This window comes from Pseudomonas sp. fls2-241-R2A-110 (assembly GCF_030209165.1).
Taxonomy (GTDB): Bacteria; Pseudomonadota; Gammaproteobacteria; order Pseudomonadales; family Pseudomonadaceae; genus Aquipseudomonas.
The window spans coordinates 17,031-41,910 of the sequence record NZ_JARVSN010000030.1; the positions used below are offsets into that span (position 1 = coordinate 17,031).

Consider the following 24,880-nt stretch of genomic DNA (forward strand, 5'->3'; position numbering starts at 1 on the left):
ATACGGTCTGCATAACCACATGAGGGTGGAGCGATGCGTATTTCATTGTTTTACGTAGTGTCAGCGGTGCTGCTTCTCGGTGGCCCCTGGAGCCTGGCGCAGCCATTGGACGCGACCGCAAACGCTGCCGATACAGCGTCGGCGACGGCAGCGGCCAAAGAGGCCGTGTTTAACCAGGAGCAACTGGATCAGATGCTGGCGCCCATCGCGCTGTACCCGGATCCACTGCTGGCGCAGGTACTGATGGCTGTCACGTACCCGGGGGAAATCGCTGAAGCGGTGACGTGGTCAAAAGCGCATCCGGACGCCAAGGGCGATGAGGCGGTCAAACAGGTGGCGAATCAGCCCTGGGACCCGAGCGTTCAGGCGCTGGTCGCCTTCCCGCAGGTCCTGGCAACGCTGGGACAGGATCCCGTCTGGGTCCAGCGCCTGGGTGACGCCTTCCTGGCGCAACCGGACGATGTCATGGGAGGCGTGCAACGCTTGCGTCATCAGGCGCAGGCCGCAGGTAACCTCCAGAGCAACCAATATCAGAATGTGACGGTTCAGAACCTGGCCCCGCCGGCCCCCTCCTCCACAGCGCCAGCTCCGGCTCCGGCTCCGGCCAGCAGCACCTCCACCATCATCATTCAGCCTTCCGATCCACAGGTGGTGTACGTTCCCAGCTATAACCCGACTACAACCTACGGCACCTGGGCCTATCCGGCATCGCCGCCCACATACTATCCACCGCCGCCCGCTTACTACCCCGGTTCGGCATTGGTGGCCGGGCTGGCGTTTGGTACAGGTGTAGCGATCGTTGCTTCGTTGTGGGGCAATTGTAACTGGGGCAATAACGACGTCGATATCAACGTCAACCGCTACAACAACATCAACCGCAACAACCAGATCACCCAGAATCAGAACAAGTGGCAGCACAACACCGCTCATCGCGATGGCGTTCCCTATCGGGACAGCCGCAGCCGTGAACAATACGGCCGACAACTCAACGGCGCCAATCAGCGTGAGGCCTTTCGAGGGGACAATGCCCAACGAGCCCAGGCTCGAGAAAAAGCCCGCGGCTCAATGGACAAGTACGGTATCGAACGACCTGCCACCAGCAATCGCCAGGCCCGTGATCAAGCGCGCAAAGCTCAGTCCACCCCCTCAGCCGGCAATCGCATGCAAGCCGGTGCCGACAGACCCAAGGCGTCTGACCGCAGCCAAGGCACTGCACGAAACACTCGGGAAAACCAGCAACCCAGGCACCAGACCGCCCAGACAAATCAACGCAGGCAGGACTACTCGCAGACGCGCCAAGGCACGCAAAATCGAACGGCTGCCAGTGCGGGCAGTGCCCGCAACAACGCATTCGCCGGCGCCCGCTCACCGTCCCAGACCAGCACACAAGCCGCCCGCGGCCGAACCAGCGAGGCATCCGCGCGGCGCCCCACCGCCCAGCGATCGGCTGGCCATCAGATCAGCAGGCCATCCAGTCCGCCCATGCGACAACGATCGGGAGGCCGGCGTTGAAAAACCATGCTCGATTGACCGCATTCATGGGCTTGCTCCCGCTTATCCTGACGATCACCGTTAGCGTGGCGTGGTCGTGCATGGCGGCGGCACAGCAAGCATTTCCAACGCCGGAAAAGGCTGCTGAAGCGTTCGTCGAAGCGCTGGGTACGGAACACGCCGATCAGGCCCGCCTGACAGAGCTGCTGGGTCATCAATGGCGCAGCCTCATCCCGCAAGGTGGTGTGCAGCGCAGTGACGTGGATGCTTTTTTGAAGCTGTATCACGAGCAGCACAAGATCGAAAAACCCAGCGATCGCAAGGCCATTCTGTCTGTCGGCAACGATCAATGGACGCTGCCGATCCCCCTGATAAAAGCCGGGAACGGTTGGCGCTTCGATATCAAGGCCGGTGACGCCGAAATCCGTGCACGTCGCATCGGCAGGAACGAACTCGCCGCGGTGCAATCGGTGATGACCTATCACGACGCCCAGATGGACTATGCGTTAGTGGATCATAACGGTGACGGCGCACTCGAATATGCGCAGAACATCTTCAGCACACCCGGCACGCACGACGGACTCTATTGGGCGGACGACGACAGTGGTCAAATCAGTCCATTGGGCCCCCTGTTCGGCGAAACCATCGCCGGGGAGGATTGGCATGGTTACCACTTCCGTATCCTCAAGGGACAAGGTCCCTCGGCACCGGGTGGCGCCTACAGCTACCTCATCGGCAACAAAATGAGCCGTGGCTTTGCGCTGATCGCCTGGCCGGCAAAATACGCTGACACTGGTGTGATGAGCTTCATGATCAGTCACGATGGCCAAGTCTTTGAGAAAGACCTGGGACCTGAGGGTAATAAAGTGGCGCAGTCGATGAAGCGTTTTGATCCAGATGACAGCTGGCAGGACATTACCGAAGACCAGAAGCATTGATGGATTCAGATCCCGCAAGCTGGCGGGTCAGTCAACATCAACCTGGAGTTCACGCAAAAGAAACCCAAGTGAATCCGGGGCTGTGGGATGACTTTTTTCCGAGCGCTGTTGATCCCATGGCATCGCGTCATCGGTGCAGAAATCCCCGACACACGCCATGCTCGACTGGACATCAAGAAGCCCAAGCGGAATCCAGAAGTACGGCGTCTCACGAAGAACATTGGGCACGGTCGAGCCACATTGCGAGCAAAAGTCATTTCTGTAACCGCTGGGTTTACGCCAACTGGCGATCACTGTTTGCCCTTCTTCCCACCGAAAGTCGCGAGCGTTGACCAGCGTCGCGAGATTATGGCCGACCCCGGTTTGCTTGCGGCACAGGCTGCAATGACAGCGATAGAAAAATCGAGGTTCAACCGTCAGGGAAAAGCGTACAGCCGCGCAAAGACATTGTCCTGATGCCATGAATATCTCCTTTGAAAAGCAAGTTATCGGTGCCTTTCCCGTAGAACTTTGGTATTGAAACAGCGGTAGCCGACATATTTACCATGGACGCAGGCTTAGCAGGAGGCATGCAATGGAACTGAAGTTCAGTCACGTCGATGTACTGGTCAAGGATCTCAAAGAAGCCTGCGCCTACTACGCGCAGATATTGAACGCGAGGATCTCAAAAACACTCGTCTGGGAACGCGGTGGCCTGCACGTGCGCTATGCAATTGCATTGATCGGTCAAGAGCGTTTCATGCTGGTACAACCGTTGGCGGGAAACCTCAAAGAGCTGATGGACTCATCGGGCGAGGGAATGATCTACCGCCACTGCTACTCGACACCGGACATCGAGAAAGCCTATGACGAATTGATCATCGCCGGCGTTCAGCCCGAGGACGAAAACGGCGCGCCATTGACCCGCGAGAATCTGCAGTCTCCTTCCGGAACACGCATCATCTGGCTGCCCAAGCGATTCGGGCATTTCTCTATCGAGATTTTGGAAGACAAGGCGCTAGAGGCGTTTATCGAGGCGGCGTTTGCTTGAGGAAGGGCCTGCACGACAGGCAAAAAAAGGCCAACAGCGGCGCAGTCAGTTTTTGAATCAAGGTTGCTTGCGAAAGAACAAGGTGATCTGGCCTACCTCCACTCCGAACTTGGACATGAACGAGCGATTGATCATGGTGTTCTTGTCCATAAGGTACATCCAGTCGTCCAACTGAACCTGATACTCCTTGCCATCCACCGGCAGGCTCAGCACATAGTTCCAGCGCAGTGTATTGCCTGCCACCTCACCCAGCGCCTCGCCCACCACGTCGCCAGCGGTTCCGCGCCATTGACTGGAGCCAACCGGGGTTAACGTCCACACGCGTTTTTGCTTGGTACCGTCGCTGTACGTAAATGATTCGTCGAGTATCAGCTTGCTACCTTCGGAGTGGCCATTGATCTCCACGTGGAAGCGCTTGGCGACCAAGCCAGAACGCTTTTGAAACATACCCCAGGCTTCAACCCGGCCCTCGAAGAACTCGCGCAACTCAAGCGCGGGCTTCTCCTGGTTGTAGGTGTGCACATCCACCTGGCTGCAACTTGCAAGGCCAATGCAAAGCAGCAGTATGCCTATCTTCAACATGTGCATTTCCTCAACGGTCTCAGGGTTTAGCCGCACCCAGCAATTGGGCGCGCAGCTGCGGGTTGCGTGTTCGGGGGTCAAGCCATATCGCAAAAAAAGCTTTGGCGAACGCAACATCTCTCACCACATGCTGAAGGTGCTCACCGACGTAAAAACGTACGCCCTCTCCAGGCATATAAACTCCGGTAATGCGGTCACCGGCACGCACATCGACAAACGCCTTAGACATCTCCGACGCCCAGCGAGCCATCAGCTCTGGATTCGGAGTGTTGGGCGACAGGCGACGGATCTCCTTGAGGCTGGCCTCAACCAGATCCTCTCGACTGATAGCGCGAAGGTAGGTCAGCTCCAGCGCAAAAGGCACATCCGCATCCAGCGTTTCACCGGCAATAAGACGTGAGCTCCAGAACTGCGCGCTGTAGATGGAAAACCCGAATACACGCATCTCCCCGTACCCCAACCGATGAGCGTTGGGGATAGCCTCGCGCCAATCAGCAAGCAGTTCTGCGCTCTGCAGCATCAGAGCAAAACAGATAGCGCGGCGGATGAAGCGGCCCGTCTGCATAGCCATGCGAAACCCTCGATATGACTCAATAGGCGCCCCTAAAAGTTATACCAAATAATTATTTTGTACAGCTATCGTCTCAAACTCGATTACCCGCACAAAAAACCGACACCACCGTCCCGGTCAAATGACGCAATTTACACGCAATTGAACGCCATCTGCGCCGAAAACACGAATCGAGTGCGCGATACACTTTGACGAAAATACTCCGCCGATGAGAGGTGCCAGGGTGGCTTCGGCGCGCGTTAATCAACCGCTAGCGTCGACTGGTGATATGGAGGTCAGAAATAGGTGCGGAAGTGGCGATTGTCAGATGGCGTTTTTAGGCCTATTTCGCAAAAAACATATACAAACTTATCCGCCACGTACAAAAAATCAGCGGCCATTCACGCTTTTCTTAGATTTGGTTTGAGGATTTCCCACGCTTCGGTAGTAAAGCGGTAGCTCTTGTCCGCTTGAAAAACGATCACACCTTCCTCAGCCAGACGCTTCAGTACTTCACGCACACTGACGAGCTTAAGCTCTACAGAGGACGACTCTAAATAGGCACGCACCCCACACACACCGATTGAGCGCCCCTCCAGCGTAGCCAAGACCAGTGCGTTGATAACTTTAAGACGGAACAGACTGGTGCGCAGTCCATGCAAACGCAGCAGCTCACGGATATGCACATTCGCACTGCGATCAGACTCGGGGGGCAGTGAATGAGTCGTTGCGAGGAACGGACGACGTTTAACAGCAGAGGACAGGTCGTGGTTAAACAACATGCAAATACTCCTGTTCAGCAATGATCAGGTCGGGGGGCAACAACGCTCAATAGTCGCTCCCCCCTTCCCGTCCTTCTCAAAAATCGACCGTGGCTGATAACTGCAAGGTGCGCGGATAACCCGCCGAGAACGCGCCGTAGGAGGCGACGCCCGACCAGTACTCACGATCGAACACGTTCTGTACGGTGGCGCGGAAGGTCGTCGGCCGCCCTTCGATTTTGGTGGCGTAACGCGCGCCGGCATCAAAGCGAGTCCAGGAAGCCAGCTCCTGGGTATTGGCTTGATTGACGTATTGGCTGTCGGTGTAAATGGCACCGCTGGTGAGGGTAAAACCCTCAAGCCAAGGCGTGTCATATTCGGCCCACAGGTTGGCTTGCACGTCTGGAACGCCTACCGGTTTGTTGCCGCGATTGGCGGCAGTCGCCGAATCGGTCAACTCACCATCGAGCAGCGTCACGCCCCCCATCAAGCGCGTGCCCGGTGCCACTTCGCCGAACATGCTCAACTCGACACCGCGGTTACGCTGTTCGGCTTGCACCGAAAACACGTTGCCGGCACCGATTTCGCCACTCGGTTTTTCTATCTGAAACAACGCCAGCGTGGTCATGAACGTGCCGTGTTCATACTTGACGCCGATTTCATGCTGCTTCGATTCGTAAGGTGCGAACGTCTCGCCGGCGTTGGCCGCCGAGCCCGGTGCGATATCGCCTTTGCTCAAGCCTTCGACGTAGTTGTAGTAGAGCGAAACGTCTTCCCAGGGCTTGACCACCACGCCAACCAGCGGGGTCGTGGCGCTCTCGTTGTATTTCGAGCTGACCGAGCCTGCCGCGTTGTAATTACGTGACTCGATGTCTTGTCGACGCACACCCAGGGTCAACTGAAAGCGGTCATCAAGCATGGACAGCGTGTCGGTCAACGCGACACCGGACAAATCCGATTCGGAAACGCGCAGTACCTGGGGCGAGTTGATAAATTGCTTGGGCACTTCCACCGGATGGTAGATGTTCGAACGCACTTCAGTGCCGTTGTTGATCCCTCGGGACAGCTCATCCTGGTATTGGGTTGCCATCAGCGTCGTCGTGTGGGTGACGGGACCGGTTGCGAACACTCCGCGGATCCCGACGTCGGCGGTCGAGCGGTCGACGTTGAATTTGTAATACCCGGGAATGTTGCTGGTATCGCCGGCCTCATTGATGATTCTCGGCACCTGGTCGGACATCCGCTTGACGTCTGACTTGCCGCCCCCCGCATGGGCAAACACGGTGACCGCATCACTCAGGTCATATTCGCCGCCCAGCAATGCCGACTGCTCTTTGGTATCTGACCAACCCCAGTCCTGCGACACATTGGTCCGGCCATTGGGGGCGGAGGGAATATCAATTCCAGGCGCGACAGTGAATGGCCTCGACGGTGCATCGAAGCTTTCTTTCTGGCTGATGAAATCAAGGTTCAAGCGCAAGCGCTCGCCTCGATAATCCAGCGCGATGGCACCGATCCCCAGGTCTCGGTGCTGATCATCAACGGCAGTGTCACCGCCTTGCAGGTTGCCGTTGAAGCGCACGCCGAACTGATTGTCTTCACCAAAGCGCCGGCTGACATCCAGGTGACCGCCGACTTGGGAGTCCGAGGCGTAGCTGGTGGTAACACGGGTCAGGTCTTCGTCCAGTGGACGTTTGGGAACGATATTGATCACGCCACCGACGCCACTGTTTGGCGAAATGCCGTACATCAGGGCGCCCGGCCCCTTCAGCACTTCGACACGCTCGGCATACTCGGTGAATACCCGGTAGTTGGGCGCCACGCCATACACGCCATCGAACGCCAGTTCGCCGAGGTTACCTTCACCCACCGGAAAACCACGGATGAAAAACGAATCGACGATACCGCCCGTCTGACCGGTGGAGCGCACCGAAGGGTCACGTTCCAATGCATCGGCCACGGTCACCGTTTGCAGGTCGGCCAATGTCTTGGCGGTGTAACTGGTCACGCTGAACGGGGTGTCCATCACATCTTTGTTGCCCAGCATGCCCAGTCGGGCACCGCGCGCCACCTGGCCACCGGCGAAAGCTTCCGGCAACGCGGTTGGACCGCTGTAACTGGCGTTGATGTCAGTGGTGCCGAGCGTCAGCGTATTGGTGCTGTGTTCGGCCGGCGTCGCGGCCGGAGTGTTCGTGGTTGTGTCAGCGGCAACGTCCTGTTGCTCAGGGGCTGCGGCCCAGGCGTTGGCGCTTCCTGCGACCAAGACAAAATTCAGCATGGCGGTACGAATGGCGAGTGTTAACACGCGCTCACCGCAAGGACGACTGACAACAGGCATGACGTGAGGATCCTTTTCAAACAGGGAAAATGGTAATCACTCCTATTGCCAGTCGGGATGCGAAAAAGTATCACTCTCAGTAGAGTTTTTTTGCCCCTGTGCCTCCAACGCTAGGCATACAGGCGCTCCAGCGGTATCGCGATCACCGGCAACGCCGGGTCAAACGCGTGCCGGGTGGTCTTGTAGGGAAAGATCTCGCCCCGAGCGATCGTGGTGAAAATCCGCGCCACTTCAAACGCCTGGCCGGACTGCCAGTGCCGCACACACACCCGCGGATCGGTGTAGTCGAGCTGGATGCAAGGCACCCTCTTCAACCCCAATTGCAACGCCGCGTTGAACCGGTGATTGCCGTCCATCACGATGCCCAGCGAGCGCTCGATGATGATCGGTTCCAGCCAATGTCCGGCCCGCACGATCGACTCGCGCAGCAACGTCACGTTGGCAGGGTCGACCTGCTCGGACTGCAGCACGTCACACAGCGGCCGCAATGCAATCTGATAACCGTGTTCCATGGTTGATCTCCTGATTCGCCGGGGTTTCAGCAAGCGTCTGCGTTGGCAATCGGCGCGTATTGGCGGGCGACATCGAGCAGACGTTGGGCGTGTTCGATCAGAGGCAGATCCACCATCTCGCCATCCACTTGCACCGCATGACTGCCGGTGGCCACGGCGCTCATCACCCGATCGGCCCACGCCAATTGCCGCGAATCCGGCAGGAAGGCGCGCTGCACCGTGACCAGTTGCGAGGGATGGATGCACAGCTTGGCGCCGAACCCCAAGGAACGTGCGTAATGGGAGTCCTTGGCGACCACCGCCAAATCGCTGATCGCCGGCGTGACGCCGTCGATTGGAGACGGTAAATCCGCTGTGCGCGAAGCCAGCACGATGCGGTTTCGAGCGAACAGAAACGCTTCGGGACTCTGGCTGCAATTGATATCGAGGGAGAAATCCAGTGAGCCGAACGCCAGTCGTGCAATCCCTGGAATCGCGGCGATCGCTTCCACCTGTTGCAAACCTTTGGCCGTCTCGATGATCGCAATGATCTTGAGTTCCGGTTGCCACTTGAGCAAACGTTCGACGACTTGGGTAAGGGCCTCGGGGCATTCCGCCTTGGGCAGGAAAATCCCGTCGCAACGCTCGGGATAGCGCATGTCGTTCAGCCAGGTCAGGTCCTGGCGGAAAAGCGTACTGCTGACGCTGTTCAGGCGGATGTAACGCTCGCAGGAAACCCTCGGCGTACTCTCCTGCCATGCCCAGATGGCTGCACGGGCTGCGGCCTTGCTGTCCGGATGAACGGCATCTTCGAGGTCGAGAATGATCGCGTCCGGACCCGCTTCGACAGCTTTTGAAAAACGTTCGGGGCGGTTGCCGGGCACGAACAGGTAGCTGATCGCGAGTGAGTTTTTGCTGCTATGTCGAACGGATGTCATGGCGTTACTCCTTGGCATGAAACGTTGTGAATCCGGAAAAAAATCAGGCCCTGTCAGCGGCGGATTTCCGCGCCTGCCTGTGGCTGCCAGCACCTTCCCGTAACGCCTTGTTCATCAGGGTATTACGGGATTTTTTTTAATAGGACGAACGCGTACTTGAGCGTGTAAACACGCGCCCATTCATTCGCCCTGCGCAGGTTGTTATTCAAAAATATTTGAAGACATTACTTGATAATCATTCGCGTTAGCAATATTGTTCACGTCGCCGGAGGAACTATCCCCGCTTCAAAGCACGTCATCACTAGCAATGGGAAGTACACGCCAGTAATGGCACATGAATGTCAGTTACTGATCATTCACACAGGCTGGCCATCAACTAGTGGCCAATCAGAACATCCGTACAAACCTTATGGAATGGGTTTCTCATGCAATTGTTTTGTGAATCATTTATTGCGATCCGCGCTACAAATTCGTCTTCGGGTTTCGCGTGGCATCCGCCTCCGCCCCATCTAAAAACTCGGATCTGACGAGCGAAAATACTGCTTCCGTCGATAACTTATGGTTGTCGAATATCAATGGCTAAGTTCTATTTCAAGCCAGAGGGCTAACGATGCCTGCAATTAATGCGCAAACCGTTGAACAGCGAATTGAAGTTCATCATCCAGAGACGCTAAAACCGCTTATCGACCTTGTTATTGCCAGACTTATCAACCATTTTCCGAGCACACTTTCAGATCTGGTCAAACAACATGGCTCACCGTTAAACCTGGTCTGGCCACATGCTTTCGAGTTGAATACGAAGGCGCTGCAAACGGTGTTGAACCAGCACAATGTGTGTCACGCCATCTTCTATGGCGCCAAGGCCAACAAGTCTCAGAGCCTGCTCAGTGCTGCGGCAAATTCGGGCATTGGCGTCGATGTTTCGAGCATTCATGAGCTGGAGGCAGCACTGCGAGCCGGCACGCCAGCGGCACAAATCTGCGCCACAGGCCCCGCCAAAACTGTCGTGTTTCATCAAGCGCTGATCAGCGCAGGTTCACTGATTTGTGTGGACTCGCTGGAGGAATTCGATCACCTGAAAACAGTGATCGAATCTCTGGAAGCCCCCGCCAAAGCACGGATTTTACTGCGTTACAGGCCTGCAAGCTGTCCAAAGAGCCGATTTGGAATGGGCTTTGAGGACCTGCTTGAATGCCTTCAGCGGCTGACCCGAGAACCTGGGAGTTTTCACTTCGAGGGGTTCCATTTTCACTTGGGCGGTTACGGATTCGAATCCCGTGCGCAAGCCTTCCGTGAAGTCACCGGGTTTGTCGAGGCAGCCCGTGAAATGGGACTGAATCCGCAGATGATCGACATCGGCGGCGGCCTGCCGATTCGTTATGTCGAGCCTCAGGCCTATAGTCGGTTTTTACAGAACGACAATAAGCCCGACCATTATTACAACCATGTAGTGCCCGACTCTTATTACCCCTATGGCAGTGAATTGACCGCGCCCCAATGGTTGACATTATTCCTCCAGGCCGACCACTCGCCCGGGCTGTCCATTGCTAACTATTTGAACATGCGAAAAATAACGCTGGCACTGGAGCCCGGCCGAAGTCTGGTGGACCAGGCGGCTATTTCTTTGTTTCGCATCACACGAACAAAAAAACTGGCCGACAACAAAATCGTCATTTTTGTTGAAGGCAGTAGTTTCAGCGCCTGTGAAACCTGGTTTTCATCGGAGTACCTGGTTGATCCGATACTCATCAGCACAAACGAACTACCGAACACCCCGACACAAGCGTATATCGCTGGACATAGCTGTCTGGACGATGACGTCATTACCCATCGCCTGATCAACTTTGGCACCGCCCCGCAAGCAGGCGATTTATTGATTTACGTTAATACCGCCGGTTATCAGATGGACTTGCTGGAAAACGAGTTTCATCGCCATCCCCTGCCCCGGCGCTTGATGGCGACCTGTTGTACGGAAGGTAACTATGCATTTTCACCTGACTACTAAAGGGAATAATTGAAATGATATTGAATAAAGTTTCTGATCTTATTGGCAATACGCCAATGTTGGGTATTGATGTTCCGGATACCGACGCCAGGCTGTTACTCAAGATTGAAAAGAACAACCCCGGCGGCAGCATCAAAGACCGCATGGCACGCAACATGGTGCTGGCCGCGCTCAAGTCCGGGCGCCTGAAACCGGGCGGCGTCATCGTCGAGTCGTCGTCCGGCAACACCGGCATTGGCCTGGCCATGGCCGCCGTCGAATTCGGCCTGCAGTTTATCGCCGTGGTCGATCATCACGCGGCTCAGGACAAGATCGCCGTGATGAAGGCGCTGGGCGCCGACATTCGATTCGTTAAAGGCACCTATCGCGAAGACGAAGTGGCGGTGGTCGAGCGCCAACGGCTGGCGGCTGAACTCGCGACCGACATTCCCGGTGCCGTGTTCATGAATCAATCCGACAACGCCGCCAATGCCGGCGGCTACAGCGATTTCGTCCGCGAAACGATTGCTCAGGTGCAAGGCTCTATCGGTGCCTACGTCGGCTGCGTCGGCACCGGTGGTTCGATGACCGGTATCGCCCGTGGTCTGAAACTGCACAATCCCGACACCGTGACCGTTGCGGTGGAACCGGCCGGTTCCATTGTCTTCGGCCATCCCGGCTATCCCTACTATCAGTCCGGTACCGGCACCCCGGCCGGTGACACGGTCGGTCTGGTGCTCGACTACAGCTGCATCGATCTGGGCGTGCAGGTCACCGACTCCCAAGCCTTCGAAACCGCCCGCTACATCGCCCGAAACCTGGCGCTGTTGGTGGGAGGCTCGACCGGCGGTGCGATTTTCAAGGCATTGGAGCTGATTCACAAAGGCGTGCTGACCGGCAACGTGGTCGTGCCGATCGCCGATGGCGGCGAAAAATACCTGCACACGGTGTTCGACGATAAATGGCTGCAAGAACGTGATTTGCTCGACCCGAACGTCGCACCGCAACTGGATGCCTGGCTGGGCAAGACCCATTGGCTGGACTCCGTTTCCGCGCCGCTTCAATTAAGCGTCGCATGACCCACCCATCACTCAGGAACGCCTCTCGATGAATCTGTTGAAAGTCGCCATCTGTGGTGGCGGCAGGACCGGCCATCTCAACGCCATCCTGTTCAAGCAGCTGCCCAATGTTCAGGTTTCAATGCTCACCAGCAATCTGGAAATTATTGAACAGCACGCTCGTCACACGCCAATGCAGGCCTTGTTGCCGGATGGCTCGACACTGGACGCCCGGCTGGATCGGGTAACCACCGATGCCAGGACTGCCGTTGAGGACGCCGACATCGTCATCATCACCGTGCCCGCCCATGCCCGGCCGCAAACCTTGCAAGCGATTGCACCCCACCTGAGCTCAAGCAAACCGGTGTACGTCGGCGCGATTCCGGGTTTTTGCGGTTTCGACTGGCTGGCCGAGGCCACGCTGGCCGATCGCCCTAACCTGGTGATCTGGGGGATGAAGGACGTCCCGCATACCGCCTTCGAGCTGACCCCCGGGCGATCAATCAAAATGGGCGGCGGCAAAAGCCGGTTGTATGTGGCGACGCACGCTCGGGAATCGCAAGAATCCCGTCAGCGGCTCGAGGCAATGCTCACCGTGTTGTACGGCCCGTGCGTGACGATGCTCGACCATTACCTGGAAATAACCCTGACGCCGGGCAACCCGATCATGCACAGCTCGGTGATCTACGGGCTGATCGGCCCCTTTGGCCAATGGCATCGCAAAATTTTCCCGCAACGCATGTGCTGGTGGACCGAGTGCCCGGAACTGGGTGCCTACTTCCTCGAACGCATGGATCAGGAGAGCCAGGATCTGTGCGCCGTCATCAGCCAGCGCATGGGCATCGACCTGTCATCGGTCAAATCCTTGAAACAGGAAATTGTCGAGGCCTACGGCGAACAGATCCGCGACCAGAGCAGCATGCTTTCAATTCTGCGCACCAATCAGGCCTACAACGACATCCTTGCCCCCATGGTGCCAGCCGACGGCAACCGCGCCGGCTACGTGATCGAACGCGAGAGCCGCGCCTTCAACGAAGACGTTGCCTATGGCCTGGTGTTGCTGGTGGAAATGGCCAAACGCTTTGAACTGAAGGTGCCCTACATCGAGGAGGTCTTGCAGTGGAGCGTTGCCTACATGCAAGGCCTGCGCGATTCGGCGCTCGACTATTTCCCAAACCACTGGCCACGCACGGCATGAGCCGTGGGTTTCATCTCTTTCTTTAATTTTCGACGAGCAGACAGCAGATATGGATGACTTCAAGACACTGATCGCCTACTCCCGCAAAAACGCCATGCGACGCTTGATCCGTTGCCTCTTTGCGGAAAACATCCTCGACCGTTCGGCCCTGAACTTTTCCGTCGAGGGGAACCAGGCCACCTACCCGCTGAAGGATGCCCGCGCCCACCTGTTTTTCTCCGACATCGCCAAAGGCCCGGCCGATACCGTGGTCAATGACGGTGAAGTGGTGCTGTTGACCGACGAAGGCGTACGCCAGGTGATCACCAGCCATCAGGATATGTTGGATGTATTGCGTGACAGCCTCGACTTCGAGCCGACCGACGAAGGCGTGGCCGGGCTCAAGGCCGACATGGAAAACAGCCTGATCAACGATGCCCACGCCCGTCAGCATCGCCAGCATTGGAACGCGCGACTGGAGCAGGCGGCCAGGGATCAGGGCCTCAACAGCTTCACCGACTACCTGCGCCAGCATGCCACGACCAAAGACGCCGCCATCCTGCTGGACCAGTGGGGTTCGCTGGAAGGCCATCCGTATTACCCGACGTGGAAATCCCGTCCGGGCCTGACCGATGCCGAGGTCGAGCAACTGTCACCCGAGTTCAACGTTCAGGTACCGCTGCGCATCGCCTCCTTGCGTGTCGAGCATTCGAAAAGCGAAAGCATGCCGCACGTGACCGGATACCACGCGTGGTTCGCCAGTAACTTCCCGGCGCAATGGGAACAATGGAAAGCCTCGCTCAACAGCAAAGGGCTGGATGAAACCCAGTGGATTCCGCTGCCGATTCACGCCTGGCATTTGCAGGCCTATGTGCTCACGACGTTTGCTGCGGAAATCGAAGAAGGCATCCTGATCACCGACGGCCCGGATATTCAAACCCTGCCGACCATGTCCTACCGCACCATGATGCCGGTGCTGGACGAATGCGCACCGTTGATCAAATTGCCGATCGCCGTGTGGATGACCAGCGAACTGCGCAGCCTGCAAGCCAAATCGATTCACATGGGGCCGCGCATCAGCACGGTGATCACCCGGATTCTGCAGGCCGAAAATGGCTTCGGGCAACGCCTGGAAATCTTCCCGGAAGAAATCGGCGTGCGTTATAAAAATGCGATCACCCAGGACGATAATCCCGGGCGCCATCTCTCAGTGGTCTATCGCGCCAGTCAACAAGCGTTCGAGCGCAGCGACAGTTGCCTGCCGATTACCGTGGCATCACTGTTCACCAGGTTGCCTGGCAGTGGCCGGCCGTTATTTACCGATCTGATCGAACGTGATGGCGTGCGGGCCAATGCTGGCCAGGTTGAAGACTGGTTCCGCGAGTACGCCAAAGTGGTCACCCACCCAGTGGTGGCGATCTATTTGATGTATGGCATCGGGCTCGAAGCGCATCAGCAAAACACCATGGTGCTGTTCTCTCCCGATGGCAAAGCACGTAGTCTGCTGATCCGCGATTTCGGCGATGGCAGGACTTATGCTCCGCTGCTGGAAGCCCGTGGCTATAACCTGCAGCCACATGTGCAGCCGGGTATTTTGCCGACGGTATTCTCAGGCGATATCGAACCGGTGCGCATGTTCGTGCTGGACGCTGCGTTCCTGACGCACCTGCACGAAATGGCCCTGTGGCTGACCAAGGAATACGGTTTGAACAACACGCGGTTGTGGGAAGTACTGCGCGAGGAAACCGATCTAGCATTTGCGGCCGTACGCGACCGTGTCTCACCAGACCTGTGGGAAGTCGAACGTCAGGCGTTTGTGGAAGATCCATGGCCAACCCGGTCGTTGTTGCGCATGCACTTGATGCAGTACTCCAACTATCGTTTGCAACACACCCTGACCAACCCGCTCGCTAGCGTTTAACCACCGAGGCTGACTCATGTCCCATGCAGGTGCCATCCAGGGTTCTAAAGTGAGAATCCTGATTTATCTTCTATTTGCGATCCAGCTTGTGTCCATGGGCGCGATGGAAATGAGTGGGCCCTTCTGGCCCGTCCACCTGCGTGGGCTGACTTCCTCGGAGTCGGTTTTCAGCTTCGCCAGCATCGCCGTATACGTCGGGCCGATGCTGGGCATTATTCTGACCAGTGCATTCTGGGGCCGTATCGGTGATCGCTACGGCCACAAGTTGATGATGATCCGCGCCCTCGCCGGTTTGTCGTTGACCCAGCTTGGGCTGGCCCTCTTCAGCGACATCTGGGTCATTCTGATCCTGCGTTTTCTGCAAGGCGCTTTCGCCGGATACATCGCGCCGGCCCAAGCTTATGGGGTTAGCATTGAAGCCCCTTCGCGGCGCGCACGCCTGTTCGCCATCCTGCAGATTTCCACCAACGTCGGCTCGTTGCTCGGCGCTGTCGTCGGCGGGCTGATCCTCGATTACGCGACGTTTTTCTGGATCAACATCATTGCCGCGGCACTGTGCGCTGTCTGCACCGTCATCGCGGCCGTTACCTTGCCCGATGTACCGCCGGTGAAGAAAACACCGGTCGCGGACAAAGCGACAACGGCCAGTCGTTCGGGCAGCCTCTGGCAAGGCTCACCGTTACTGTCGTTGCTGGGCGTGATGGGCATTTTGCTGCTGGCGCGCATGTTGCCGCAGACCTCCTTCTCGCTCTACGTCAGCTCGGTATTCGAGGTCAGTAACTCGGTGGTCGGCCTGTGCTATGGCTTATTGGCGCTGGGTTTCATTCTTTCGGCAACGGCCTGGTCGCGTTACTTCGAACACCGCACTCAGCAGGAAACCTTGCACCGCATGACCTACGTCGTCATCGGCTGCATCGCCCTGACCGCAATAGCAGGCGTCACGCACAACCCTGTGGTGTTTGTCATCGCCTACTTCATCTGGGGTGTACTGCTGGGGGCGACCACGCCAGTGCTCATGGCGCTGATCTCGAAAACCGCCGATAGCTCGCAACAGGGTCACGTGCTGGGGATTGCCCAGGGCACCGCACAATTCGCTTCGATTGCGGGGATCTCGGCCGGTGGTTTGCTCAGCCAGGTCTATGGCTTGCAATACACCTACCTGTTTGTCTGCCTGGCCTACGTGTTGGCACTGATCCCGATTGTCGCGCTGCGTTACTGGCCTGCGCAGATGCTCCCGAGTCATGCCCCGCCCCAGGATTGATCAAGGAGTCTTGCTTTGAACATTGAACAACTGCGCGCCGATACACCGGGTGTCGCGAACCTGATTCACTTCAACAACGCCGGCGCGGCACTGATGCCCGGGCCGGTGATCGAGGCCATGACCCGCCACATTCAGCTTGAGGCGAACCTCGGCGGTTATGAAGCGGCCGGGCAACAGTCGGCCGAACTGGAGAATGTCTATGGCGCCATCGGCCGCCTGATCAACGCCCGGCCTGATGAAATCGCGGTGATCGAAAACGCGACCCGCGCCTGGGACATGGCGTTCTATTCATTGCCCTTGCAACCCGGTGATGTGGTGCTCACCTCAACCACCGAGTACGCCGGCAACTACATCCCCTACCTGCAATTGAAAAGGCAACGCGGCATTGAAATCCGCATCATCCCCAATGATGAGCAAGGCCAGGTGTCGCTGTCGGGCCTGAAAGAAATGCTCGACGATGACCGCGTGGCTTTGATCTCCCTGCCCGTGATCGCCACCAATGGCGGGCCGGTCCAACCCATCGAGCAGATCGGCGCGCTCGCTCGTGCCGCCGGCGTGCTGTTTTTGCTGGATGCCTGCCAAGGTGTCGGGCAAATGCCCATCGATGTGCAGAGAATCGGCTGTCACATGCTCGCTGCAACCAGTCGCAAATATTTGCGTGGGCCGAGGGGGATGGGATTTTTGTATGTTGAAAGCGCTCTGTGCCAGAACCTGGAGCCGGCCTTTCTTGACCTGCATGCGGCGTCCTTGCTGACATCCGACACGTTCAACATTCGCGCCGACGCACGACGCTTCGAGAACTGGGAGTGCAACGTCGCCGCCAAGCTGGGCCTCGGTGCGGCGGTGGAATACGCGCTGGCTCAAGGCATAGAGCCTATGTGGGAACGGATACAACAACTGGCCAGTCACTTGCGTGATCGACTGGCGAACATTCCGGGCATGACACCGCAGGATCTGGGCGCTATCAAATCGGGCATCGTGACCTTCACCCACCAGAACAACAGTGCCGCGCAGGTCCAGCAATGGCTGGCCGTCCAGGAAAAACGCATCAATGTCTCCACCTCGACGTTGCGCTCGACCCTGCTCGACATGCAGCACAGGGATTTGGCGGAGGTCAGCCGCGCCTCACTCCATGCCTACAACACCGAGGCCGAAATCGACACGATGATCGAAGCACTGATCCGCCTGCCACGCGTCTGAATGGGATACCAATCGCTGCTTGCGTCACAGCCGCTTTGTAATCTAGCATTGGGAATACTTCTCAATTGCATGAAAGTCCGCAGCCATGAGCGAAACCCTTTCCGCGAACAACGACGATCACCTGCGTACGATCGAAGCCCTGTACAGCGGCCATCACGGCTGGCTGTATGCGACGCTGAGAAAAAAACTGGGTAACGCCATGGATGCGGCGGATCTGGCACAGGACACCTTCACTCGAATTCTCGCCTCCCGGGTCACGGTCATCGAACAACCTCGCGCGTACCTGAGCTGCGTGGCCAAGGGCATCCTGATCAACTGGTACCAGCGCAAGGCACTGGAACGTGCCTATCTGGATGCCCTCGCTCATGTGCCCGCTCCCGAAGTGCCTTCGCCGGAATTGCGTTTCATGGTGCTGGAGACCCTGCACGAAATCGATGCGATGCTCGATGCCCTGCCGCCCCTGGTCAAACGTGCGTTCCTGCTGTCGCAAATCAGCGGCCTGAAATACGACGACATCGCCGAGCAACTGGGCGTGTCACTGATCACTGTCAAACGCTACATGAAGCAAGCCTTCGTGCAATGCCTGTTGCTGGTGGAGTAAATGCTCAGTCGCCGCCAAGCACCTCATCCCGATCACCAAGCCCTTGAAGAAGCCGCAGACTGGCTGATGCGCCTCAGTGAGCGCGAACTCAGTGACGCTGAACGTGCCGAATGGGAATGCTGGAAAGTCAGCACGCCCGAGCGTGGTCGTGCCTGGGGGCGCGCGCAGTTATTGCAGAGCAAATTCGGCGGCCTGCCACCGTCACTGGCGATGTCGGCACTGGACCGCCCAAGCAGCCCGCAACGTCGCGCAGCGCTGGGCAAACTGGCGATGATTCTGGCGATCATGCCGGCCGGTTGGGGCAGCTTGAAGCTGGCGCAATCCCTGCAATGGTCGGCGGACTATCACACGACTGTCGGCCAGAGACGCGAGTTGACCCTGGCTGACGGCTCGCACATCACCCTGAACACCGATACCGCCATCGACGTACTGTTCGATGCCCACCAACGGCTCATCCGTCTGCGTGAAGGCGAAATACTGGTGCAGACCGCACCGGATATTTCCCCGCTGGCGCGGCCTTTCCTGGTTAGCACCCGCCAAAGCCGAATGAAGGCACTGGGCACACGGTTCACCGTTCGAGAACTGGAGTCACGCACTCATCTTGCGGTGCTGGAAGGCGCGGTGCAGGTCGATCTGGCCGAGAATCGCCAGGGATCACCATTGATCATCAATGCCGGCCAGCGCACCGACTTTTCGTCCGACACCTTTGGCCAGGTCACCGCCACCGATCGTTACATCGGCGCCTGGGCCCAAGGCATGTTGATGGCCGACAAGATGCGCCTGGCGGACTTCGTCGCCGAACTGACCCGCTACCGCCGCGGCTTTGTGCGCCTTGACCCGGCAATTGCCGATCTGCGCATTTCCGGTGCCTATCCGATCAGCGACACCCAGCGCACGTTGAACATGTTGACGCAGACCTATCCGATCCTCGTCAGCGGCCACTTGAATGGCTTCTGGGTCATGCTTTCCCCGGCCTGAGCCAAAAAAAGTGCGCACTGGTGATACTTTTTTTGATCTCGACTGGCTATGGGGAAGAAGAACTTTTTCGTCCTGTTTATAGGTTCATCCATTCATGTTCGCTGCACGCCTCCTGCGCCCGGATCGTCAGTTCAGCCCAGTTTTTCGCAGTGCGTTGCTAAGCCTTGTCCTGATCGGTGCCATTTGCCCGTTTGCCTTGGCCGTCGTGCCTGAGCAACTGGACGCTGTCGCGGTCCGTGCCTATGACATTCCTTCCGGCCCCCTTGGGGCGACCCTGTCGAGTGTTGCCGTGGACGCCGGCATCGCGCTGTCGTTCCAGCCATCGTTGACCGAAGGCCTGATCAGTCCCGCACTGGTCGGCACCTACTCCACCCAGGAGGCGGTCTCTCGCTTGTTGGAGGGCAGTGGCCTGGACATGGTTGCGCGCCGCGACGGCAGCTACACGCTGGTGCCGCGCCGGGTGACGCTGGATGAGACGGCCGTCATCGGCACCAACAAACGCACCGAGACCCTGCCAACCGTGTATTCCGGCGGACAGGTCGCCAACGGCGGGCGCCTGGGCATCCTGGGCAACACCGATGTGATGGACGCGCCTTTCAGTGTCAGCACCTACACCTCGACGCTGATCAAGGATCAGCAGGCCGTCACCGTCGGCGATGTGCTGGAGCGCGATTCATCGGTGCGCTCCACGGGTCAGACAGGGGGCATTGTCGACTCGTTTTTCATCCGCGGCTTTCCGGTTGGTGAAGGCAACCTCGGCGAACTGGCATTTGACGGCGTGTACGGCGTGGCACCCAACTACCGGGTATTCACCGAATACGCCGAGCGCATCGAGCTGGTCAAAGGCCCCGGCGCCCTGCTCTACGGCATGTCGCCCAACAACGCGGTTGGCGGCGTCATCAACGTCGTGCCCAAGCGCTCCCTCGATGAGGACCTGACCCGCTTCACCGCCAGTTACGCCATGGATTCGCAGGTCGGTGGCCACCTCGATGTCAGCCGACGCTTTGGTGAGGAACGCCGGTTCGGCGTGCGCATCAACGGCAGTACTCAGCAGGGCGAAACAGCGATCGACGATCAATCCCGTCACGTCAATATCGGCGCCATATCCCTCGACTATCAGGGTGAACGCCTGCGAACCACCCTCGACTGGCTCAACCAGAAAGAACACTTCGATGCCGCCTCGAGGCCGTTTCTGATCGCCCCGGGCGTGGACATTCCCTCCGCCGCCAATGGCCGTACCAATGTGAGCCAGGCATGGGGCTGGTCCGAAACCCGTGACAAATCGGCCCTGCTCAGCGGCGAATACGACCTCAGCGACGCGTTGACGGTGTTCGCCCACGCCGGCGGTGGAAAATCGGACGTCGCGCGCATGTCCGACCAGACCCCGACCATCATCAATGCGGCCGGCGACACCTCTTCCGTTCCCGGCTATTACAAATTCGAAGTCGAGCGGTACACCGTCGACGCCGGTGCGCGCCTGCGCTTCGACACCGGGCCGATCAGTCACCGGGCCGCCCTGCAGGTCAGCCGTTATCGGGATGTACTGTCCCGGGGGATCATTTCCGGCCCCCCCATCCTGTCGAATATCTATCACCCGGTGGATCGCCCGGAACCCGCCATCCCCAAGCCGGACACGCCCAAGGTGTCCGAGAGTGAACTGACCGGCGTGGCCCTCGCCGACACGCTGTCAGTGCTGGATGAGCGCGTTCAGGTAACGCTCGGCCTGCGCAAGCAGAACATCCACTCCGACAACTACACCGCGGTCGGCACGGTCACCACCTCTTACGACGACGGCAAAACCACGCCGCTGTTCGGTGTGGTGGTCAAACCCTGGGACCACGTTTCGTTCTATTACAACTATGTCGAAGGCCTCAGCAAAGGTGACATTGCCCCCTCGGCCGCGTCGAACGCCGGCGAGATCTTTGCCCCTTATGTCTCCCGACAACAGGAAGTCGGGGTCAAGGTCGACTACGGCACGTTCACCTCGACACTTGCCCTGTTTCAAATCAAGAAACCCAGTGGCGAGCTGGTATCCGGTGTGTTTTCGGTGCAGGGCGAACAGCGCAACCGCGGGCTGGAGCTCAATGTGTTCGGCGAAGTCGTTCCAGGCACACGCCTGCTCGGTGGCGTAACCCTGCTCGATGCGCAACTGACCGAAACCGGGGTTGCCGCCAACCGTGGCAACAAACCGGTCGGCGTGCCGCAGGTGCAGGCCAACCTCTGGGCCGAATGGGATACCTCGTGGGTCGAAGGCCTGACGCTCACCGGTGGTGCAATTCATACCGGGAGCCAATACGTGAACCAGGCCAACACCCAGCAACTGGATGACTGGACGCGCTTCGATGTCGGCGCACGCTACACCACCCGCATCGATGAACGACCGACCACGTTTCGCGCCACCGTGCAAAACGTGCTCGACCACGAATACTGGTCGGGCGTGGCCTCTTACGGCGCGTTCTCCCAGGGCTCACCGCGCACCTTATTACTGTCGGCGACTGTCGATTTCTGAAACGTTCAGCCCGGCGACGGTGTGAGCCGTTGACCGTTCTGGCTTTTGCAAAGGCTTTGACCATGGTGACTTTTGATCGACGCAGCCACGCTTTCGCTGCGCTACTACTGGCAGGACTGCTGAGCCTGGCAGTGTTTTGCCTCGCACCGCGCAGCGTGCTCGCCGCTGAAGCGGATCCGGCGCTCACCGAGGTGACCGATCTGCTGGGACGCAAGGTCAAGGTGCACTTGCCGGTCAGGCGCGTCATTCTCGGTGAAGGCCGGCAGTTGTATCTGGTCGCCGCGCTGGATACACAAAACCCCATCGAGCGTATCGTCGGTTGGCGCAAGGATCTGATCCAGTCGGACCCGGACACGTACGGTGCCTACCTGCGCAAATTCCCCGACATCGCAAAAATCCCCACCTTCGGCGGGTTTGAAGACGGCACCTTCGATATCGAGCAGGCCATCTCCCAACGCCCGGACGTGATCATCCTCAATATTGAAGCGCAGCACGCGACCGAAGATGCGCGCTACATCGAGAAGCTCGACGCCTTGGGCATCCCGGTGGTTTACGTCGACTTTCGCAATAACCCGATCCAGAACACCGAACCGACCATGCGCCTGTTCGGCCAACTGTTCGGCAAGGAGCAACGCGCCGAAGCCTTCATCGATTTTCGCAACCAGCAGATTCATCGCGTCACCGACGTCATCGAGAAACAACATCCACCCCGCCCCAGCGTGTTCATCGAGCGCATCGGAGGCTACACCGATGATTGCTGCCTGAGTTTTGGCAACGAGAACTTCGGCCTGTTCGTCGATATGGCCGGCGGCAACAACATCGCCCGCCGCATCATTCCCACCACGTTCGGCCAGTTGAACCCCGAGCAGGTCATCGTCTCCAACCCGGCGCATGTCGTTGTCACCACCGCCAACTGGGAAGCCTTTGCCCCCGGCGGCCATTGGGTGGGTGTCGGTCCGGGCGCGGACATGGCTCAAGCCAGGAAAAAACTCGCCTGGTACACCCAGCGTCCGGCCTACGCCGAAATCAAGGCTCAGGACGATCAAGCCTTTCACGCCATCTGGCATCAGTTCTACAACAGCCCCTACCAGTTCGTGGCCATCCAGCAATTGGCGAAATGGTTCCATCCAACGCTGTTTGCCGATCTGGATCCGGACGCGTCATTTCGCGAACTGCATGAGCGCTTTCTGCCGGTGCCTTATGAGTCCGGTTACTTTGTCAGCTTGCGCCAGCCTGAGGTAAAACCATGAGTTCATTGACCGACACCGTGGTCGTCCAGCGCGAAACCTATCGTCGCCTGGTGCTGCGTAAACGCCTGATTCTCGCCGGGCTGGTGATCTTGCTGTTGTGCAGCGTACTGCTCGACCTGGCGCTGGGACCCGCGAGTTACAGCTTGCGCGAAGTCCTCGGCGCACTGTTCTCGCCGGACAGCGCATCACCACAGGTGCGTGTGGTGATGTGGGACATCCGCCTCCCGGTGGCCCTGATGGCCGTCGCCGTCGGCGCGGCGTTGTCGCTGGCGGGCGCCCAGATGCAGACGATCCTCAACAACCCGTTGGCCAGTCCGTTTACGTTGGGCATTTCCGCCGCCGCCAGTTTTGGTGCGGCGCTGGGGCTGGCGTTCGGTGTCGCGCTGTTCCCGCTGGCAGCGCAGTTCATGGTGCCGTTGAACGCGTTCATCATGGCCATGTTGTCGGCGCTGCTGATCCACTTTTTGAGCATGCGTCGCGGCGTCACCGCAGAAACCATCGTGCTGCTCGGCATTGCGCTGGTGTTCACGTTCAATGCGCTGTTGGCGCTGGTGCAGTTCTTCGCCACCGAGCAAGCCGTGGCCGCCGTGGTGTTCTGGACGATGGGCAGCCTGACCAAGGCCACCTGGCCGAAGCTCGGGGTGATCTGCCTGGTCATTCTCATCACCCTGCCGATCTTCGCCAAGCGCGCCTGGGCCCTGACGGCCCTGCGACTGGGCGATGACAAGGCCGCCAGTTTCGGCATCAACGTGCGCAGCCTGCGATTTCAGACGCTGATCATGGTCAGCCTGCTGGCCTCGTTTCCGGTGGCCTTTGTCGGCACCATCGGATTCATCGGGCTGGTTGGCCCGCACATCGCCCGCATGCTGATTGGTGAAGACCAACGGTTCTTTTTGCCGGCCTCGTTGCTGACCGGCTCATTGATTCTGTCGGCAAGCTCTGTGGTCAGCAAAACCCTGATACCGGGCGCGATATTTCCTATCGGGGTCGTCACCTCGTTGATCGGCGTGCCGTTCTTCATATCCTTGATTCTCGGCGGGAAGAAAAATTCATGGTAACGCTTCAGCTGGAGAATCTCGGTGCCCGCTACGGCCAGCGCGAGATCATTCGCGGTGTCACGACCGCGGCTTTTTTCGGTGGTCAGGTGGTCGCGGTGGTCGGGCCCAATGCCGCAGGCAAGTCGACATTGTTCAAACGCATGGCCGGGCTGATCGATGGCCCCGGGCAGGTCATCCTGCAAGACTCAAAAAAAGGCGCACAGGGCATCAGCTATATGCCTCAGGGTTTGAATGCCAGTGCCCGGCTGACGGTCTACGAATCAGTGCTGCTGGCGCGTAAACAACTGACACCGGGCTGGGTCGTACACGACGACGAATTGAAACTGGTCGACGAGATTCTCGCGGCGCTGGGCATCACGGGACTATCGTTTCGCAACCTCGGCGAATTGAGCGGAGGTCAGCAACAATTGGTCTCGATCGCACAAACGCTGGTGCGCGAGCCGGAAATCCTGCTGATGGACGAACCCACCAGCGCGCTCGATATGTATCGGCAGGTGCAGGTGCTGGACTTCATGCGCAAACTCGCCCGCAAACGCGAGGTCATTGTGTTCATCGCCATCCACGACCTGAACCAGGCACTGCGCTTTGCCGATCAGGTGCTGGTTATCGCGGACGGCACCACTCAAGGCAGCGGCCCAAGCCACGAGGTAATCACCAAACAAATGCTGCGCAACGTATACAAGGTTGAGGTACGCATCGAGCAGTGCAGCCGCGGGCTGCATCACATACTCATCGACGATATCGTTTGATGCGTTAGCCAGTTA

General features: G+C 58.4%; 22 protein-coding genes. 15 read left to right on the forward strand and 7 right to left on the reverse strand.

Annotated elements, in window-relative coordinates:
• Positions 1 to 33 precede the first annotated feature (33 nt).
• Positions 34 to 1,512 (forward strand): DUF3300 domain-containing protein, encoded by a 1,479-nt coding sequence (locus QRN31_RS24475; protein WP_285435072.1) that lies wholly within the window; start codon positions 34 to 36, stop codon positions 1,510 to 1,512.
• A 26-nt stretch (positions 1,513 to 1,538) separates the two neighbouring features.
• The gene (locus QRN31_RS24480) at positions 1,539 to 2,429 is read left to right on the forward strand and encodes a DUF2950 domain-containing protein (protein WP_285435162.1); all 891 of its coding nucleotides are present in this window, start codon (positions 1,539 to 1,541) and stop codon (positions 2,427 to 2,429) included.
• 27 nt (positions 2,430 to 2,456) lie between these two features.
• On the opposite strand, the gene QRN31_RS24485 is transcribed toward QRN31_RS24480, so the two are convergent.
• Positions 2,457 to 2,891: a GFA family protein gene (locus QRN31_RS24485; RefSeq protein WP_285435073.1), complete on the reverse strand. Its 435-nt coding sequence runs from the start codon at positions 2,889 to 2,891 to the stop codon at positions 2,457 to 2,459.
• A 112-nt stretch (positions 2,892 to 3,003) separates the two neighbouring features.
• Here QRN31_RS24485 and QRN31_RS24490 point away from each other — a divergent pair, with 112 nt between their 5' ends.
• Complete coding sequence (locus tag QRN31_RS24490) at positions 3,004 to 3,459, forward strand: VOC family protein (protein ID WP_285435074.1); 456 nt, start codon at positions 3,004 to 3,006, stop codon at positions 3,457 to 3,459.
• 57 nt (positions 3,460 to 3,516) lie between these two features.
• On the opposite strand, the gene QRN31_RS24495 is transcribed toward QRN31_RS24490, so the two are convergent.
• The 6 genes from QRN31_RS24495 to QRN31_RS24520 form a co-directional block, all read right to left on the reverse strand.
• Entirely contained in the window at positions 3,517 to 4,041 is a 525-nt protein-coding gene (locus QRN31_RS24495; RefSeq protein ID WP_285435075.1) for a DUF3833 domain-containing protein, read from the reverse strand.
• Between the two features lie 19 nt (positions 4,042 to 4,060).
• A complete protein-coding gene (locus QRN31_RS24500; RefSeq protein ID WP_502942521.1) occupies positions 4,061 to 4,612 on the reverse strand; it encodes a chalcone isomerase family protein in 552 nt (183 codons plus the stop codon).
• Positions 4,613 to 4,992: 380 nt separating this feature from the next.
• The gene (locus tag QRN31_RS24505; protein ID WP_285435076.1) at positions 4,993 to 5,373 is read right to left on the reverse strand and encodes a fe2+ zn2+ uptake regulation protein; all 381 of its coding nucleotides are present in this window, start codon (positions 5,371 to 5,373) and stop codon (positions 4,993 to 4,995) included.
• Between the two features lie 76 nt (positions 5,374 to 5,449).
• Positions 5,450 to 7,690: a TonB-dependent receptor gene (locus QRN31_RS24510; protein WP_285435077.1), complete on the reverse strand. Its 2,241-nt coding sequence runs from the start codon at positions 7,688 to 7,690 to the stop codon at positions 5,450 to 5,452.
• 110 nt (positions 7,691 to 7,800) lie between these two features.
• Positions 7,801 to 8,202 (reverse strand): ParB N-terminal domain-containing protein, encoded by a 402-nt coding sequence (locus QRN31_RS24515; protein ID WP_285435078.1) that lies wholly within the window; start codon positions 8,200 to 8,202, stop codon positions 7,801 to 7,803.
• Between the two features lie 26 nt (positions 8,203 to 8,228).
• Entirely contained in the window at positions 8,229 to 9,119 is an 891-nt protein-coding gene (locus QRN31_RS24520) for an HpcH/HpaI aldolase/citrate lyase family protein (RefSeq protein WP_285435079.1), read from the reverse strand.
• 610 nt (positions 9,120 to 9,729) lie between these two features.
• Between QRN31_RS24520 and QRN31_RS24525 the strand changes: the two genes are divergently transcribed.
• The 12 genes from QRN31_RS24525 (at position 9,730) to QRN31_RS24580 (ending at position 24,865) form a co-directional block, all read left to right on the forward strand.
• On the forward strand, positions 9,730 to 11,124 hold the full coding sequence (locus QRN31_RS24525; protein WP_285435080.1) for a Y4yA family PLP-dependent enzyme: 1,395 nt from the start codon (positions 9,730 to 9,732) through the stop codon (positions 11,122 to 11,124).
• 14 nt (positions 11,125 to 11,138) lie between these two features.
• Entirely contained in the window at positions 11,139 to 12,182 is a 1,044-nt protein-coding gene (locus QRN31_RS24530) for a PLP-dependent cysteine synthase family protein (protein ID WP_285435081.1), read from the forward strand.
• A gap of 28 nt (positions 12,183 to 12,210) precedes the next feature.
• Complete coding sequence (locus QRN31_RS24535; protein WP_285435082.1) at positions 12,211 to 13,359, forward strand: NAD/NADP-dependent octopine/nopaline dehydrogenase family protein; 1,149 nt, start codon at positions 12,211 to 12,213, stop codon at positions 13,357 to 13,359.
• 49 nt (positions 13,360 to 13,408) lie between these two features.
• Positions 13,409 to 15,259 (forward strand): IucA/IucC family protein, encoded by a 1,851-nt coding sequence (locus QRN31_RS24540; protein ID WP_285435083.1) that lies wholly within the window; start codon positions 13,409 to 13,411, stop codon positions 15,257 to 15,259.
• A 16-nt stretch (positions 15,260 to 15,275) separates the two neighbouring features.
• A complete protein-coding gene (locus QRN31_RS24545; protein WP_285435084.1) occupies positions 15,276 to 16,520 on the forward strand; it encodes an MFS transporter in 1,245 nt (414 codons plus the stop codon).
• Positions 16,521 to 16,535: 15 nt separating this feature from the next.
• Positions 16,536 to 17,720, forward strand: coding sequence for an aminotransferase class V-fold PLP-dependent enzyme (locus QRN31_RS24550; RefSeq protein WP_285435085.1), 1,185 nt, complete (start codon positions 16,536 to 16,538; stop codon positions 17,718 to 17,720).
• A gap of 85 nt (positions 17,721 to 17,805) precedes the next feature.
• Entirely contained in the window at positions 17,806 to 18,321 is a 516-nt protein-coding gene (locus QRN31_RS24555) for a sigma-70 family RNA polymerase sigma factor (protein ID WP_285435086.1), read from the forward strand.
• Positions 18,322 to 19,299: a FecR domain-containing protein gene (locus tag QRN31_RS24560; protein ID WP_285435087.1), complete on the forward strand. Its 978-nt coding sequence runs from the start codon at positions 18,322 to 18,324 to the stop codon at positions 19,297 to 19,299.
• 94 nt (positions 19,300 to 19,393) lie between these two features.
• Complete coding sequence (locus QRN31_RS24565) at positions 19,394 to 21,808, forward strand: TonB-dependent receptor (RefSeq protein WP_285435088.1); 2,415 nt, start codon at positions 19,394 to 19,396, stop codon at positions 21,806 to 21,808.
• A 62-nt stretch (positions 21,809 to 21,870) separates the two neighbouring features.
• Complete coding sequence (locus QRN31_RS24570) at positions 21,871 to 23,058, forward strand: ABC transporter substrate-binding protein (protein ID WP_285435089.1); 1,188 nt, start codon at positions 21,871 to 21,873, stop codon at positions 23,056 to 23,058.
• Positions 23,055 to 24,116 carry a FecCD family ABC transporter permease gene (locus QRN31_RS24575; protein ID WP_285435090.1) on the forward strand — a complete coding sequence of 354 codons (1,062 nt, stop codon included), beginning with the start codon at positions 23,055 to 23,057 and terminating at the stop codon, positions 24,114 to 24,116. The genes QRN31_RS24570 and QRN31_RS24575 overlap by 4 nt, the downstream gene beginning before the upstream one ends.
• Positions 24,110 to 24,865 carry an ABC transporter ATP-binding protein gene (locus QRN31_RS24580; RefSeq protein WP_285435091.1) on the forward strand — a complete coding sequence of 252 codons (756 nt, stop codon included), beginning with the start codon at positions 24,110 to 24,112 and terminating at the stop codon, positions 24,863 to 24,865. Before QRN31_RS24575 ends, QRN31_RS24580 begins: the two co-directional genes overlap by 7 nt.
• The last annotated feature ends 15 nt before the right edge of the window (positions 24,866 to 24,880 follow it).